Source organism: Flavobacterium nackdongense, assembly GCF_004355225.1.
Lineage (GTDB): Bacteria > Bacteroidota > Bacteroidia > Flavobacteriales > Flavobacteriaceae > Flavobacterium > Flavobacterium nackdongense.
In genome coordinates this window covers 2,636,467-2,652,766 of record NZ_CP037933.1, presented here as the reverse complement: position 1 = coordinate 2,652,766, position 16,300 = coordinate 2,636,467, and the positions used below count along the sequence as shown (strand labels likewise).

14 protein-coding genes are annotated in these 16,300 nt (G+C 36.4%); 7 read left to right on the top strand and 7 right to left on the bottom strand.

The genetic code is table 11. The features are described 5' to 3' along the window. Positions 1-85: 85 nt before the first annotated feature. From serS to E1750_RS11375, 4 genes are all read left to right on the top strand, one after another. On the top strand, positions 86-1,357 hold the full coding sequence (gene serS / locus E1750_RS11390) for a serine--tRNA ligase (RefSeq protein ID WP_133276891.1): 1,272 nt from the start codon (positions 86-88) through the stop codon (positions 1,355-1,357). Positions 1,358-1,406: 49 nt separating this feature from the next. Then, positions 1,407-1,919, top strand: a complete 513-nt coding sequence (locus E1750_RS11385) for a hypothetical protein (RefSeq protein WP_133276890.1) — start codon at positions 1,407-1,409, stop codon at positions 1,917-1,919. A gap of 57 nt (positions 1,920-1,976) precedes the next feature. Continuing rightward, complete coding sequence (locus E1750_RS11380; protein WP_133276889.1) at positions 1,977-3,755, top strand: tetratricopeptide repeat protein; 1,779 nt, start codon at positions 1,977-1,979, stop codon at positions 3,753-3,755. Between the two features lie 94 nt (positions 3,756-3,849). Then, positions 3,850-4,506: a metal-dependent transcriptional regulator gene (locus E1750_RS11375; protein ID WP_133276888.1), complete on the top strand. Its 657-nt coding sequence runs from the start codon at positions 3,850-3,852 to the stop codon at positions 4,504-4,506. Positions 4,507-4,640: 134 nt separating this feature from the next. On the opposite strand, the gene E1750_RS11365 is transcribed toward E1750_RS11375, so the two are convergent. From E1750_RS11365 to E1750_RS11350, 4 genes are all read right to left on the bottom strand, one after another. Then, positions 4,641-5,126 carry a PAS domain-containing protein gene (locus E1750_RS11365; RefSeq protein WP_165698039.1) on the bottom strand — a complete coding sequence of 162 codons (486 nt, stop codon included), beginning with the start codon at positions 5,124-5,126 and terminating at the stop codon, positions 4,641-4,643. 33 nt (positions 5,127-5,159) lie between these two features. Continuing rightward, positions 5,160-7,262, bottom strand: a complete 2,103-nt coding sequence (feoB, locus tag E1750_RS11360) for a ferrous iron transport protein B (protein WP_133276885.1) — start codon at positions 7,260-7,262, stop codon at positions 5,160-5,162. A 6-nt stretch (positions 7,263-7,268) separates the two neighbouring features. After that, on the bottom strand, positions 7,269-7,502 hold the full coding sequence (locus tag E1750_RS11355) for a FeoA family protein (RefSeq protein WP_133276884.1): 234 nt from the start codon (positions 7,500-7,502) through the stop codon (positions 7,269-7,271). Positions 7,503-7,577: 75 nt separating this feature from the next. Continuing rightward, positions 7,578-8,249, bottom strand: a complete 672-nt coding sequence (locus tag E1750_RS11350; protein ID WP_133276883.1) for an SCO family protein — start codon at positions 8,247-8,249, stop codon at positions 7,578-7,580. Positions 8,250-8,382: 133 nt separating this feature from the next. Between E1750_RS11350 and E1750_RS11345 the strand changes: the two genes are divergently transcribed. Further along, positions 8,383-10,446 carry a M13 family metallopeptidase gene (locus E1750_RS11345; protein ID WP_133276882.1) on the top strand — a complete coding sequence of 688 codons (2,064 nt, stop codon included), beginning with the start codon at positions 8,383-8,385 and terminating at the stop codon, positions 10,444-10,446. 51 nt (positions 10,447-10,497) lie between these two features. On the opposite strand, the gene E1750_RS11340 is transcribed toward E1750_RS11345, so the two are convergent. The 3 genes from E1750_RS11340 to E1750_RS11330 all read right to left on the bottom strand — a co-directional run bounded on the left by E1750_RS11340 (position 10,498) and on the right by E1750_RS11330 (position 14,383). Beyond that, positions 10,498-12,444 (bottom strand): S9 family peptidase, encoded by a 1,947-nt coding sequence (locus E1750_RS11340; RefSeq protein ID WP_133276881.1) that lies wholly within the window; start codon positions 12,442-12,444, stop codon positions 10,498-10,500. A gap of 174 nt (positions 12,445-12,618) precedes the next feature. After that, the gene (locus E1750_RS11335) at positions 12,619-13,542 is read right to left on the bottom strand and encodes a DMT family transporter (protein ID WP_133276880.1); all 924 of its coding nucleotides are present in this window, start codon (positions 13,540-13,542) and stop codon (positions 12,619-12,621) included. Position 13,543: 1 nt separating this feature from the next. Then, positions 13,544-14,383, bottom strand: a complete 840-nt coding sequence (locus E1750_RS11330; protein ID WP_133276879.1) for an SDR family oxidoreductase — start codon at positions 14,381-14,383, stop codon at positions 13,544-13,546. A gap of 287 nt (positions 14,384-14,670) precedes the next feature. Here E1750_RS11330 and E1750_RS11325 point away from each other — a divergent pair, with 287 nt between their 5' ends. Both E1750_RS11325 and dcm read left to right on the top strand, forming a co-directional pair. Beyond that, complete coding sequence (locus E1750_RS11325) at positions 14,671-14,946, top strand: DUF6471 domain-containing protein (RefSeq protein WP_133276878.1); 276 nt, start codon at positions 14,671-14,673, stop codon at positions 14,944-14,946. Positions 14,947-14,950: 4 nt separating this feature from the next. Beyond that, a complete protein-coding gene (gene dcm, locus E1750_RS11320; RefSeq protein ID WP_133276877.1) occupies positions 14,951-16,300 on the top strand; it encodes a DNA (cytosine-5-)-methyltransferase in 1,350 nt (449 codons plus the stop codon).

The following is a 16,300-nucleotide window of genomic DNA, read 5'->3' as shown; positions in this document are numbered from 1 at the left end:
AAAAAACTTTTGTCCCATTTCTACCAAACATTTCCTTAAATTTGCTGTCGTTATTATAAAAGTTAGCGTTTAAAAAAATCAGGATATGTTACAAATTGCATTTATTAGAGAGAATCAGGAAAAAGTAATCCAAGCTTTGGCAAAAAGAAATATGGATGCCACCGCTGTTGTTGAAGAAGTGGTAAAACTAGACGAAACCCGTCGTGCTACGCAAGTAGAATTAGATAATACTTTAGCCGAATCTAATAAATTGTCCAAAGACATTGGCGAATTGATGAAAGGTGGCGAAAAAGCAAAAGCCGCCATTCTCAAAGAAAAAACCGTTCTCTTAAAAGAAAAAAGCAAAGGATTAGCTGAAACAGCTGAAACTTTTGCTGCCGAGCTTTTAGAAAAACTATACACTTTACCCAATCTTCCCGCCGATATCGTTCCTGAAGGAAAATCTGCCGATGATAATTTGAATGTTTTTCAAGAAGGCGATATTCCAGTTTTGCACGAAGGTGCGCAACCGCATTGGGAATTGGTAAAAAAATATGACATCATCGATTTCGAATTAGGAAATAAAATTACGGGCGCAGGATTTCCGGTTTACAAAGGAAAAGGAGCCAAATTACAACGCGCCTTAATCAATTATTTCTTGGACAAGAATACGGCTTCGGGTTACAATGAAGTGCAAGTGCCACATATGGTCAACGAAGCTTCGGCATACGGAACAGGACAATTGCCAGACAAAGAAGGGCAAATGTACCACGACAAAACCGATGATTTGTACTTGATTCCAACGGCTGAGGTTCCAGTAACGAATTTGTTTCGGGATGTGATTTTGACCGAAAACGAATTGCCGATTTTAACTACAGCTTACACCCCTTGTTTCCGTCGTGAAGCTGGTTCTTATGGCGCTCACGTTCGTGGATTGAACCGTTTGCATCAATTTGACAAAGTCGAAATCGTGCGAGTGGAGCATCCTGATAAATCCTACGAAGCTCTAGAAGGAATGGTTGAACACGTAAAAAATATTTTGCAGGAATTGAAATTACCCTATAGAATTTTGCGTCTTTGTGGTGGCGATATGGGTTTCACCTCGGCTTTGACCTATGATTTTGAAGTGTATTCTACGGCGCAGGAACGTTGGTTGGAAATCAGTTCAGTTTCTAATTTCGAGACTTTTCAAGCCAATCGTTTGAAATTGCGTTTCAAGGACAAAGACGGCAAAAACCAATTGGCACACACCTTAAACGGGAGTTCATTGGCTTTGCCAAGAGTTCTAGCAGGAATTTTAGAAAATTACCAAACTGCGGAAGGTATTGTAATTCCTGAGGTTTTGCGTCCGTATTGCGGGTTTGATATTATTGATTAGTTATGACTAATTTTCGGATAAGTATTGTGCAAAAAACGCGTATAGAAAAATGAAGACAAAATTAACTTTTTTATTGTTTATTAGTTTTATTTCTTTAATGAAAGCACAAATCAATGAAGGTGAAATAACTTTATCTAAAAATGTCACTTTAGAATGGATTACAGAAAAATTCAATCCAGAAAAGCATAAAATAGAAACTTGTGAAACGGGATTTGGAGGTAAGTTTATTTGTAAAATTGATAACGAAATTTGGTTAGGTTCTGACACTGGAATGGAAAACCCAAGAAATCAATTAAAAAAACTTATTTTGACAATAAATTCTAAATCTGTAGAATTAGATATTAAAAATATGTTCAATCCAAGTTTTGATGGCGGACTTTCTATGAATCAGTTTCTATTAAAAAAAGAAGGAGTATTTTATAGACTTTATGGATTTTTCTCGGATGGCGCAGGGACTTATACAGTTCATTGGAGAATTTTAGGAAAAAGCTCAATAAGAGAAGTTATATCAAATGACGAAACTTATTTTAGTTGGCAAAATAAAAGAATTAAAAATAATTGACAACATCCGTTTAAAGTATTGCGATTGAAAAATTTGGATTTCAACTAAAAACAGACAATGAAAAAACTCTTTCTACATATCGCCCTGTTTTTTTCATTGGTTTGCTTTTCGCAAAACGAGCAATTGGCGCAGTATTATTACGACAAAGGCGATTTCGAGAAAGCCAAAATCAGTTTCGAAGAATTATTAAAAACCCAACCTTCAAACTACCAATATTTTCAGAAAACGATAGATTGTTACCAGCAGTTACAACAATTTGACATTGCCGAAAAAGCCATTCGAGAGCGATTGAATACCTACAAACAAGGCAGTCTTTTGGTCGAATTAGGTTATAATTTCCAGTTGCAAAAGAACGAGGCTTCCGCCAAAAAGTACTACGACGAGGCCATCGACCGAATCAAGAAAAATCCAAACGAGGTGTACGGAATTGCCAACTCTTTCGAAAAAAAAGTGTTGTTGGACTATGCTTTGAAATCCTATCAAACCGCAATAGCAACAGAACCAAAGTACAATTTCAATTATCAAATGGCCTTGCTTTACGGACAATTGGGCAATACCGAAATGATGATTCTCACCTTTTTAGACGAGGCTTATGCCAATCCGCAAAACTCGGTGATTATACAAAATCAGTTGGCTCGTTTTATGACCGAAGAAGGTGATGAAACCTTCAACGAAACCTTGCGAAAAGCTTTAATTACAAGGGCTCAAAAGAATCAGGATGTTTTTTGGAACGAATATTTGAGTTGGTTTTATGTGCAGCAAAAAGAGTTTGGCAAAGCCTTTATTCAGGAAAAAGCAGTTTATAGACGCAATCCGGAATCTTTATCGAGTATCATCAATTTAGCGCAACTCGCTATCGAGGAAGACGATGCCGAAGCAGCCAATGAAATATTGGTATTCGTCTTGGAAAACACCAAAGATTTGGAGTTGCTCATTCAGGCGCATTCCTATTTGATGGAAATGAAAATTGACAAGGCACAGGAAAAAGATTTTGCCGCCATCAATACCGAATTAACCGCATTGTTGACTCAGTATGAAATAAGTCCAATTAGCTTATCTTTGCAACTGATTCAGGCGCATTTCCTGGCTTTTAATTTGAAAAAATCGGAGCAAGGAAAAGCCATAATCAAGAAAGCGCTAGAATTGCAATTGAATGATTATGAAGCGGCTAAGGCCAAAATGGAGTTGGCCGATATTTTGCTTTACGAAGAAAAATTCAATCAGGCATTGATTTATTATTCGCAAATTGAAGAGAATTTAAAGAACGATGCCGTGGCGCACGAAGCAAGTTTGAAAGCTGCCAAAACCAGTTATTTTCAAGGAGATTTTGTGTGGGCTTCGAAACAGTTCAAGGAATTGAAATCGGCGAGCACGCAATTGATTGCCAATGATGCTTTAGAATATTTCCTTTTAATCAGTGACAATACTGTTGCCGATTCGACGCAAACCGCCTTGAAACAATTTGCCAAAGGCGATTATCTCTTGTATCAAAACAGGAATAAAGAAGCGACTGATCAGTTTCAAGCGATTTTAAAAAGCTTCAAAGGGAGCGAGATTGAAGCTGTAACTTTTTTGCGTTTGGGTAAAATTTACGAAAAACAAGGCGAATATAATTTGGCTTTAAGCCAATATCAGAATATAATAGCTCAGCATAGCGACGGAATTTACATAGACGAAGCCTTGTATTTTTCGGCAGAAATTGAGAATACTAAGTTGCAACAACCCGAAAAGGCAAAACCGCTTTACGAGAAAATAATTTTCAATCATCAGGACAGTATCTATTTTGTTGAAGCTCGAAAGAAATACCGACAATTAAGGGGAGATAAGAATCTTTAAAATTGCCATGTAAGTTCAGAATTCAATATCAAAAAGAATGTGGGAAAATAGATAGTTAAGTCTTTTAAACATTAATTTGTAATCAAATATCCAAATGACTTTTTCAGAAGAAAATTATTTAAAAGCGATTTACCATCTCACTAGTGCCACGGATGCTGAGGTGAGTACCAACGCTATTGCCGAAATGATGGAAACCAAAGCTTCATCGGTAACGGATATGCTGAGGAAATTAGCCGAAAAAGATTTGGTACATTATAAAAAATACCAAGGTGTTTCTTTGACCGATAAGGGAAAACTAGCCGCCAAAATGATCGTGCGCAAGCACCGTTTGTGGGAAGTTTTTTTAGTGGAAAAACTAGGTTTTGCTTGGGATGAGGTTCACGATATTGCCGAGCAGTTGGAGCACATCAAATCCGAACAACTTATTAATAAACTCGATGATTTTCTGGGCAATCCCACCGAAGATCCCCACGGTGACCCCATTCCAAATGCAAAAGGACAAATCTTGAATATCGAAAAACAATTGCTTTCGGATTTGTTAGAAAATCAAATTGGAGTTTGTGTTGGTGTTAAGGATTCTTCGGCAGATTTTTTGAAATATCTCGACAAACAAGCTATCGCTTTGGGGTCTAAAATAGAAATTCTCTCCAAAGAAAGTTTTGATTTATCGACGAAAATTAAAGTCAACGAAACAGCTGAAATGACAATTTCTAACAAGGTAGCTAATAATCTTTTTGTAAAAAGGGTTTAATGACAATTGCAGTCTTCACCGCAGTTTTTATTGGTTTTTTTCTTTTTGAAAAAGAATTTTTTAGCCAAAAAACTGATAGCAATTCCTAAAGTTATATAGGTCAAAATCTCTTGAAAATCCATTATTTTAAGTGTTTAGGAGGCAATTTTTTCTAAAGCAATATAATTTAAGAATGTACCCTTTTTATCAAACATGGGGTAAGCCTCGATTTCGCACCAATAAGAATCGCCGTTTTTTCTATAATTTAAAACCACTTCTTTGAAAGGTTTTAGCTCTTTTATTGCGGTTTTTATTTTTAGTTTGGTGGCTTCAGAAGTCTCCTCGCCTTGAAACATAGCAGGAGACTTTCCTAATATTTCTTTTTTGTGGTATCCGCTAATTCTAGAAATGGTTTTAGATACAAATACAATTTTAAAATTTTTATCGGTAACTATAAGTTCTCTATTTTCTTTTTCAGATTGCTTAAGAAAATCTTGTTTTGAACTCCAATTAGTTTGTAATTTTTCAAATAAAATGGCATCATAGAAAGCGTTTTTCCGGAATTCCCAGGTAGTCAAGGGAAGACATTTCAAGTTTAAACTACTGTGATAGGTAGCAGATGCAAGGTCATAGTTTCTCATAATATTTCAATTTTAATACAGAAAAGGCTTTTATTATTTTAAAACTTGATAAGCAATCAAGGCAACCAAGTATGCAAAAGTACTCATAAAAATTAATTGTCCTAATGGCCATTTCCAACTATTCGTTTCTTTTTTAGTAACGGCCAGTGTGCTAATACATTGCATGGCAAATGCATAAAAAAGCAATAACGATATTCCAGAAGCAAAATTAAATATTTTGACTCCTGTCTCGGGATTGACCTCCGCAGCCATTTTGCTTTTAATGGTAGCCTCATTTTCGCTATCGCCAACACTATAAATAGTGGCCAGAGTGCCTACAAAAACCTCTCTTGCAGCAAACGAACTGATGATGGCTACGCCAATTTTCCAATCATAGCCTAAAGGAGAAATCATTGGTTCAAGTGTTTTTCCCATCAGTCCAATATAGGAGTTTTCTAGTTTATAGGCAGCTACTTTATTTTCCATTTCTACTGATGAAAGCGTTTTATTTTCCTCATTTGAGGTGATAATCGTTTCGGCATTTCTAAATTGTTCAGTTGGCCCATTCGAGGCCAAAAACCATAAGATAATCGATATGGCCAAAATGATTTTTCCCGCTCCAAATACAAAAGCTTTGGTTTTTTCGACAACGGTTATCATCACGTTTTTGAACATTGGCAGCTTATAATTGGGCATTTCTACCACAAAGAAAGTTTTGCAATTGAGCTCTAGCACTTTATTGAGAATGTAAGCTGAAAGAATAGCCATCGAAAAACCGAGTAGGTACAAGAACATTAATGTCAATCCCTGCAAATTCAATATGCCTAAGAGGTATTCATCGGGAATGACCAATCCAATAATGATGGCATAAACAGGCAGTCGAGCCGAACAAGTAGTAAAGGGGGTTACCAAAATGGTGATCAATCGCTCTTTCCAGTTTTCGATATTTCGGGTGGCCATTATGGCAGGGATTGCACAGGCAGTTCCTGAAATTAATGGCACGACACTTTTGCCTGAAAGACCAAATCGACGCATAATTTTGTCCATCAAAAAAACCACACGACTCATATAACCACTTTCTTCCAGAATTGAAATAAACAAAAACAGAAAAGTAATTTGGGGAATAAACATCAAAATGCCGCCAATTCCAGGGATAATTCCTTGCGCGATCAAATTGGTAAAGGCTCCCGGAGGCAGATTTTCACTCGCTACGCTGCTTAATGTGGCAAAAGTCAAATCGATAAAATCCATTGGAATTTTAGACCAAACGAATATAGATTGAAAAATACCAAATAAAACCACAAAGAAAATCAGATAGCCCCAAACTTTATGTGTAAGCACTCGGTCGAGTTGACTTCTAAAATCTGTAGCAGTTGAGGTATCTACTTTATGACCAATTTTCAATATGCTATTGATAAACTGATAACGCTTGATGGTTTCTTTTTGTTGCAGTTTTTTTAATTCTGAAGCGGTTTTGGTAAACGAATGATTTTCAAATGTTTTTCTATTTAAATCGGCAAAATTAACATCCTGTGTAATTACCAACCAAAGTTTGTACAAGGACTGATTGGGAAATGTTTTTCGCAAGGAAGTAAAATACTCATCATCGATTGAGGAAGCATTCAAGCAAGGTGCAGTTGTAATGGTTTTGTAAGTAGTTATTAAGGCTTTCAGAGTTTCAATTCCAATGTTTTTTCGAGAACTAACCAATACAATTTTGGTCTTGAGTTGTTCTTCGAGAAAAGGAATGTCTAACGAAATGCCTTTGAGTTCCATTCGGTCGATCATATTGATGACAAGAATAGTAGGAATTTCTAAATCTTTTATTTGGGTAAAAAGCAATAAATTCCGTTTCAAATTCTCGACTTCCGAAACCACAACAATCACATCGGGGAAGAGTTTGTCCTTTTTGTTGAGCAAAAGTTCTATCACCACACTTTCGTCGGCTGAACTGGCATTCAAACTATAGGTTCCGGGCAAATCAATGACATTGGCATTGATATTTTGGGATAATTTGCAAAAACCAACTTTCTTTTCGACTGTAATTCCAGGATAATTGCCCACTTGTTGGTTCAAACCGGTAAGCTGGTTGAAAACCGAAGTTTTTCCCGTATTTGGATTCCCAATTAAAGCGACGTTGATATTTTGTTTGCTCATTTGGAGTTAATTTTTAATACATTCCACTTCAATTTCGCGAGCAGTTTCCATACGGATGGCAAGATGTGAACCGTTAATATCCAAATACAAAGGATCGCCAAAAGGAGCAATTTGAAGTAATTCGACGCTGTTGCCAGGCAAACAGCCCATTTCTAATAATTTTAGCGGAATAATATCGGCATCAAAATCTTTGATGATGGCTTTTTCTCCTTTTTTTAAACTGGCAATCGTAGTTTTCAATTTCTTATTTAGATTGATTTTAGATTACAAAAGTACAGTAAAAAAAAGAATATACACTGACAAATGTCAGGTTTGCTATTTCTCGTCTTCCACAAGCCAATTGATGTCTTCGATTAGCTTTTGAATTTCTTCTTTATTCGTTCCGTCATAAAAACCACGAACTCTTTTTTTGGAGTCAACCAACACAAAATTTTCGGTGTGAACCATATCGTATTGCTCTTCGGGTTTGCCTTGTTTTACAGCCAAATAGGATTTTCGCGCCATGGTATAAATCGCTTTTTTGTCGCCTGTAACTAAGTTCCATTTGCTATCAATTACGCCGTTTATTTTGGCATATTCTTTCAATACTGAAACGCTGTCAATGTCTGGCATTACGGTAAATGACAGCAGTTTTACCTTTGGATTGTCTAGAAAAGCCTTTTGCACATCGACCAAATTGGTGGTCATTTTGGGGCAGATGGATTTACAAGTCGTGAAGAAAAAATCAGCTACATATATTTTGCCTTCATAATCTTTCTGGGTAATGATTTTTCCGTTTTGATTTGTAAACGAAAAATCGGCAATCGTGTGGTATTTGCTAACGAATTGCACCGTAGAATCGACCAATTCTGGGTTTACATCTGAGGGATTAAATATAGGCAGGGTCTTTTGGGGTTTCAAAGCGCTGTAAAACAATGCTATAGTAATTGCAGAAAACACCAATAGTGCAGCAAAGAATTTCCGATAATTGTAGAAAAAGGAACCCATAAAAAATGATTTGCAGCAAAAATACAAAACGGAATTGCGTTCTTATAAAGTCGATAATTTATTTTAACAAATGTTTATTATAGAGTTATGAAATTATGAATAGTTTTACGCAACAATTAAATTTTAAGTAACTATGAAAATACATTTAAAAAAACAATTGATCTTTGTTTTTCCCGTACTTATCGGGTTTACGTCAATTAGCGCTCAAAAGACTGCGGTCAAACAAGAGCCGGGCATTAACACCTCTTATATGGATAAGAAAACAAGACCTAATGATGACTTTTTTAGATTTGTAAACGGTGCTTGGCTTGATAAAACCGCAATACCCGCAGACAAAACCACTTGGGGAAGTTTTAATGAGTTGCGTGAAAAAACAGATAAGGATGCGCTGGCAATTTTGGAAGAAGCCTCCAAAAATCCAAAATACAAATCCAATACCGACCAAGGCAAAGCCATAAATTTATACAAAACGATTATGGACACAGTGGGTCGAAATAAGCAAGGCATTTCGCCCTTGAAACCTTATTTGGCTAAAATAAATGCTGTAAAAAACACCAAGGATTTAGAAGCATTAATGATTGAAATGGATGCCATTGGTGGGATTGGTTTTTTCGGAGTGGGTATTGGCCCTGACGCAAAAAACAGTAACAGAAATGTCATCAATCTCGGGCCAGGAAGTGTAGGTTTGCCGGATCGTGATTATTACGTTTCGGAGGATAAGGATTCTAAAGAAAAGAGAGACAAATATGTGTTGCATGTAACAAAAATGCTTCAGTTGATGGGCGAGAATCCCGCTCAAGCAAAATCAGATGCCGATAAAATTTTGGCCTTAGAAATTGCGATGTCCAAACCAAGATTTGACAGAGTAGAAAGAAGAGATCGAAGAAAATCATACAATCCGATGACTGTTGCTGATTTGCAAAAATTGACACCTTCAATTGACTGGAAGAATTATATGACAAAAATAGGTTTGACCAAAGCAGATTCGCTAATTGTTTCGCAGCCTAAATATATGACTGCATTGGAAACCATTTTCAAAGAAAACAAAGTCGAAGATTGGAAAGCCTATATGCGTTGGACCTTGCTTAATAGATCGTCTAGTAGATTATCGACTTCAATTGAAACCGCCAATTGGGAGTTTTATGGTAAAACATTAACAGGTGCAGTGCAGCAACGACCACTAAAAGAGAATGCTTTACAAGTGATCAATGGGGCTACTGGTGAAGCACTAGGAAAATTATATGTGGAGAAAAAGTTTCCACCCGAAGCTAAAGTAAAAGCCGAGAAAATGATCAAGAATGTGATCCTTGCTTTTGAAAACCGCATCAATAATTTGCCTTGGATGTCGGCAGAAACTAGAGTAAGTGCCATCGCAAAATTACACAAATCGCAAATTAAAATTGGATATCCTGACAAGTGGAAAGATTTTTCGGCCTTAACTTTGAAAAGCCCTGAAGAAGGTGGAACTTATTTCGAAAATGCGATGCAAATTTCAAGATGGAGAAATAAACAAGATATCGACAAATTGTACCAACCAGTAGATAAAACAGAGTGGGGAATGTCACCACAAACGGTAAATGCCTATTACAATCCTTCGTATAATGAAATTGTTTTCCCTGCAGCAATCTTGCAACCTCCTTTTTATAATTACCAAGCCGATGAAGCTGTAAATTATGGAGGAATTGGTGCCGTGATTGGTCACGAAATCTCTCACGGATTCGATGATTCGGGGTCACGTTATGATGCCGACGGAAACCTAAAAGATTGGTGGACACCAGAAGATCAGAAACAATTTGCAGCTTTGACAGGAGCATTGGCTGATCAATACAGTGCTTTGCAGCCTTTGCCTGGGACTTTCGTTGATGGAAAATTTACTTTAGGCGAAAACATTGGAGATTTAGGAGGGATAAATGCTGCTTACGATGGTTTGCAAATTTATTTAAAAGAAAATGGCAACCCAGGATTGATAGACGGCTACACAGCTGAACAACGTTTCTTTATTTCTTGGGCCACTGTTTGGAGAACCAAAATGCGTGACGAAGCGATTAAGAATTTGGTTAAAACTGATCCACACTCTCCAGGAATGTATCGTGCCTACGTTCCTTTGCAGAACGTAGATTCCTTCTACAAAGCTTTCGACATTAAGGAAGGCGACGGAATGTACATCGCTTCAGAAAAACGAGTGAAAATCTGGTAAGTTATAAAACAAAAAAATTCCCAAGCTCACACTTGGGAATTTTTTTTAGAATTATTTCAACAAATATTCCTGCATAAATCGAATCACAGCCAATCGTTGATAATCGACATTGGCTTTTTTTCTAAAACCGTGACCTTCATCTTTTGCTTCTAGATACCAAACCACATTGCCATTAGCTTTTAGCTTGTCGCGCATTTGTGTGGCCTCGGTTACGGGAACTCTCGGGTCATTGGTTCCTTGGATAATAAACATTGGTTTTTTGATTTTGTCAATATTATTCAACGGGGCCATTTTTTCGAAAAAAGCTGCCATTTCTGGAATTCTCTCATCGCCATATTCTACTCTTCTCAAATCTCTGCGGTATTCCTCAGTATTTTTCAGGAAGGTATTAAAGTTGGAAATCCCTACAATATCAACTGAACATTTGATTCTATCGGCATAATGATAGGCTGTGGCCAAAGTCATATAACCGCCATAGCTGCCACCCATAATCATAATTTTGTCTTTGTCTAATTCAGGTTGTTGCGCAATCCAATCTAGCAAAGCACCTATATCTTTAACTGAATCTTCTCTTAAAAACCCATTGTCTTTGGCAATAAATGTTTTTCCAAAACCAGACGAGCCACGAACATTAGGATAAATTAGCGCTACGCCCATTTCATTAGTATAATAATTGCTGCTGCCTAAGAACGAAGCCATCGATTGTCCTTCAGGTCCGCCGTGAATATTGATAAGAACGGGTCTTTTTCCGGTAAATTTTGCCGCAGCGGGATAATAAAATCCGGATATTTTTAGATTATCAAAACTTTTCCATTCGATGAATTTCGGAAGCGCCATATCCGATTGTTGCATTTCGCCTAGTTCGCTTTCGGTCCAGCGTTCAATGACTCCTGTTTTAATGGTCAGCTTATAGATATCGGATGCGGTCTGTGCAGTCGATTGTGTGAAGAAAATGCTTTGATTGTCCTTACTGAAACTAACCCCGCCAATGAGTCCGATAGGAATATTTTTGACAGCAGCATACGATTTGTCTTTGGTGTTCATCAAATACATTTTGTTTACTCCGGCTTCATTGGTTACAAAAACAAACGATTTTTTATCTTCGGATAAATTGGCATTTTCTACATTCCAAGGGATTTTAGAAGTATGATAACTTACTTTTTTGGTGTCTAAATTCATTGTGGCGAGACGCTGAAACTCATTATCTCGATCGGTAACGAACCAAATTTCATCTTTTTGATCTGAAAACAAGGCACCCGCTTGGATAATTCCAGTTGATTTTCTATCGGTAACTTCGGATAATTTGCCAGATTCTGTATCTAAAAGCCAAATATGGGATTCATTGGCAGAAATATATTCGCTGATGAGTAGTTTTTTGCCATCATCTGAAATATCCGAGATTCCCCATCCACCACCTTTTACCTCTAGAACGAGTTTATTGGTTTTTGGGTCGTTTGGATTCATATAATAAACATCACGATCTCCACCATTTCTTTTGGTTGAGGAATAGTAGAATCCTAGACCGTCCTTCCGCCAAGTGATTCCGCCGTTTTGTGATCGACCACCATCGGTGAGTAAAGTTGATTGCAGTGTTTTGAGATCAAGTTTGTATAATTGACCAAATTCATTGCCGCCAACATCCTTAGAATATACCAGATAATCTCCTTTTACGGGCTCAAAAGAGGCGCCACTTACGGGCTCGTCAAAAAACGTGATTTGCGTTCGAGCACCCATAGGTTGAGTGATACGGTGCAATTGTGCAGTCGAACTAAAACGAGTATTGATGATAATTTCGTTTTTTGTGGGATGAACGTCGACCAAAGATGCCCCGCGAGCTTCCGCGTATTTTTTTACTTGAACGGCTAGGTCTTTTGGAATTTCCGCAATATTTTGCGTGATGAGGTTTTCATTTGGGACTACGCTATTTTTTTTGTCTTGAGCATAAATCGCCAAAAAGGAAAAAAGAGCTGGAATCAACACCATTTTTTTTACTGTCATAATTTTGAATTTAAGGGTTAAAAAGCAAACTGCTACTGTAATGGCAAGGGTAATTTGTAGTAAATATAACTTTTTTTTTAAAACGGTCATTACAAATGTAGAAAACCCTCTGACTAGTAATAAAATGAATCAGAGAAACAGTTTGAAAATAAAATCGATCTTGAGTTTTTATTATCAAATTCTTGTTTTCCGAATCGAATAATTCACCATATACAATCCGCATAAGGTGACGCCTCCGCCAATGGCAATTGCAATAGTTAGAGGTTCTTCGAAAATTATCGAACCCAACAAAACGGCTACAATGGGGTTGATATAAGCATAAACACTGCTAATATGAGCAGGTAAATGTTGCAGCGCATAAATGAAAGCGATAAAGGTCAAAACCGAGCCGATAATGGTCAAATAGCCAATCGCCCACCACGAATTAGCCGGAATCTCTGTGATATTTATTCCAGTCCCCGTTGCTCCAGTTATCGCTAGTAAGAGTATACTCGAAATCAGCATTTGCAAACCCAAACTGAAATAAGGATTAAAACTGGCCGCTTTTTTTCGGGTGTAGAGCGTACCAAAAGCCCAAGTAAAAGTGGAGAATAAAGACAGGAAAATACCAAATCTAAAATCAGGTTTTATAAAATCAGCGAGATGGTCGTAGAAAATAACGCAAACTCCTGCAAAACTCACCACAAGACCCAAAATCGATAATCGCGCAATTTTTTCGCCTTTAAAAACGGTAATTAAGACAATCCACAGCGGGAAAATAGCGCCGATAATGGCACCCAAACCACTGCTTATGTATTTCACGCCCCAAGTGCTCAAAGCATTGCTTAACACAAAATTTAAAATACTTAAAATGATAATACTTTTCCATTGTTTTCCCTTTGGCCAAGGGGCTTTTTTATACAAAAAGAAAGCCACGTACAAACATCCACCTATGAATTGCCTGATTGCAGCCAATTGTAAAGCCGGCATATATTTTACCCCTTCTTTTGTAGCAAGCCAAGTGGTTCCCCAAAAAAAACTGACCCAGCATAAAGCTAGGATGGGTAAACCAATGGAGTTCACCTTTGAAGTAAAAGCGTTTTTTATTTTAGTTTTCAACTTATAATTTGGGTTTTTTGAAAGTATATTCCAAAACAGTTTCGATCTTCGTGCTCAAAATTGTTTTGCCAAAAGTAGGGCTTTCACAATTAAATTCTGGCAAAGCCAATCCTAAATCGGTGGCTTTTTGGGTGTAATACTCTTTTCGGCTGGGATGGTGCGGTGCGACGGCATTGAAAGTTTCGTTCCAGTCCAATTTGTCATTATGAGCGTGTCGAAGAATCGCTAGAATAATTCCAATGCAATCCTCCAGATGAATCAGGTTGATAGGAGCATTTGGATTTTCGATGTTTTTTCGTCCCGCCAAGAATTTTATGGGATGTCGGTCTTCGCCAATGAGTCCACCGAAACGTAAAATCGTGGTTTTAAAATTCGGATTGCTTTGCAAAAGTTGCTCTGTTTGGACTAATTGTTTACCGCTTTCGGTATCTGGATTTAATTCTGTTTCTTCGGTTACGTCTAAATTATCCTCACCGTAAACCGATGTAGAACTGATGAAAAGCACGTTTTCGACAGTTGATTTTTCTACAAACGGAATTATGTTTTTAATCTTAGAAACGAATGTCATCCTGAGCGCAGTCGAAGGATCAGTTGATGCACTGCGAAGTTTTGGCGGAACATCGATGATTAAAATCTTGGAATTTTCTAGAAATCCGTTTAGATTTCCACTCGTTTTATCTTCTGAAAGTGCAATCAGATAAGGCTGGATCCCCAAGTTTTGCAAAGTTGAAAGTTTCTCAGGAGAAGTCGTCGAACCCTTTACTGAAAACCCATTTTCAAGCAAGGTTTTCGCCAAAGGCAAACCCAACCAACCGCAACCGAGAATACTAATTTGTGTCATTGTGAAAAAATTGAATGGTCAAAAGTAGGTTAAATAATGGAAAGAATTGCTTAGGGAATTTTTTGAAATGAGGAAATTTGAATTGTCAGCATATAAATTTAAGTTTTGCGTATCAATAGAATCAGTTTTAACAAACTTATTTGGCAATAGGGATAAAAAGCAAACCTATGCAGTCGTTAAAACGCTGCAATTTATCCACTGTGTAATCTTATTTTTTTATTTTTGCTAAATTATTTGCATATATACAAATTATTATACATATTTGCAATATATTAAAATTATGAATTATGTCATATTGGAATGACAAAGCCAAGCGTTTATTAAAGTCAGAATTGGTTCGCAGAGGAATTTCAAACGCAGACTTGGCAAATTTACTTGAACAAATCGGAATTGAAGAAACTAAATCTAGTATCGATAGTAAAATCTGTCGAGGTACATTTAGCGCATCGTTCTTTTTACAATGTTTAACTGTTATTGGTTGTGAAAAAATAGAAATTGTAGAATACGAAAATCAATTATCAATTGCTGCTGAACCACAAGCAGAATATAACCTAAAAAAATAATTATATGCCAAAAGTTAAATTTATAGATTTATTTGCTGGACTTGGAGGAATAAGATTAGGTTTTGAAAAGGCCTTTAAAGAATTAGGTTTTGAAACAGAATGTGTAATGACATCCGAGATTAAGCCATATGCAGTTGAAACTTTGATTAAAAATTTTAGCCACGATTATTTTGTAGGCGATATTTTTCAGGTTAAGAATGAACAAATTCCAGACTTTGATTTTTTATTGGGAGGATTTCCTTGTCAACCGTTTAGCGCTGGAGGAAAGCGTCAAGGTTTTGTAGATACAAGAGGGACATTGTTTTTTGAAATTGAAAGAATTATAAAGGAAAAAAGCCCATATGGTTTTATTCTTGAAAATGTTGAAGGACTTGTAAAGCACGATTTAGAAAATAAGTACGATAAAATTGGAAGGACTTTATCCACTGTTCTATATAAACTAGAAGTAGAATTAGGTTATAATGTTGTCTGGAAAGTTTTAGATTCTATTGATTTTGGTCTACCTCAATCTCGCAAAAGGATCTTTATTGTAGGTACAAAAGATGAAAAAGCAAACCTATCTTTTAATACTATAGGATTTAAACCGTTAAAGGTTATTTTACAAAACGGATTAGAAACGATAAAGTCAGATTTTACTAAAAAACTTTTTAGCCATTTTGCTATGGAAGATTTGTATGGAAAATCGATAAAAGATAAAAGAGGAGGGGATAATAACATTCATAGTTGGGATATTGGGATTAAAGGTGAGGTTACAGATGATCAAATTATTTTGTTGAATAAGCTTTTTAAAGAAAGACGTAAAAAACATTGGGCTGAAAAAATTGGTATAGATTGGATGGATGGAATGGCTTTAACTTTAAAACAAATATCTACTTTCCATGGTAATGATAATCTTAAATTCTTATTGGACGATTTAGTTAATAAGGGATATTTGAGATTTGAACACCCTAAAAAATTAGTTAGTGAAAAAACTGAAAAAGGCGAAAAAAAATATCGAATTTTTGATGAAAGTAAACCTAAAGGGTACAATATAGTTACAGGTAAGCTAAGTTTTGAAATAAATAAAATATTGGATCCAAATGATATTGCTCCAACACTAGTTGCTACTGATGTTTCTCGATTAGCGGTTCCAGATAATGGTGGCTTAAGAAGATTAACAATTCGAGAGGGGTTACGTTTATTTGGTTATCCGGAATGGTATGAAATTCTAGCGAAAGAAACTGAAGCCTTTGATTTACTAGGGAATACTGTTGCAGTTCCGGTTGTTGAGCATGTAGCGTCAAGTTTGGCTAAAATTTATCTAGCCAACGAAATGGAAAACTATGTTGAAAATGGAATGGAAGTGTTGAAATAA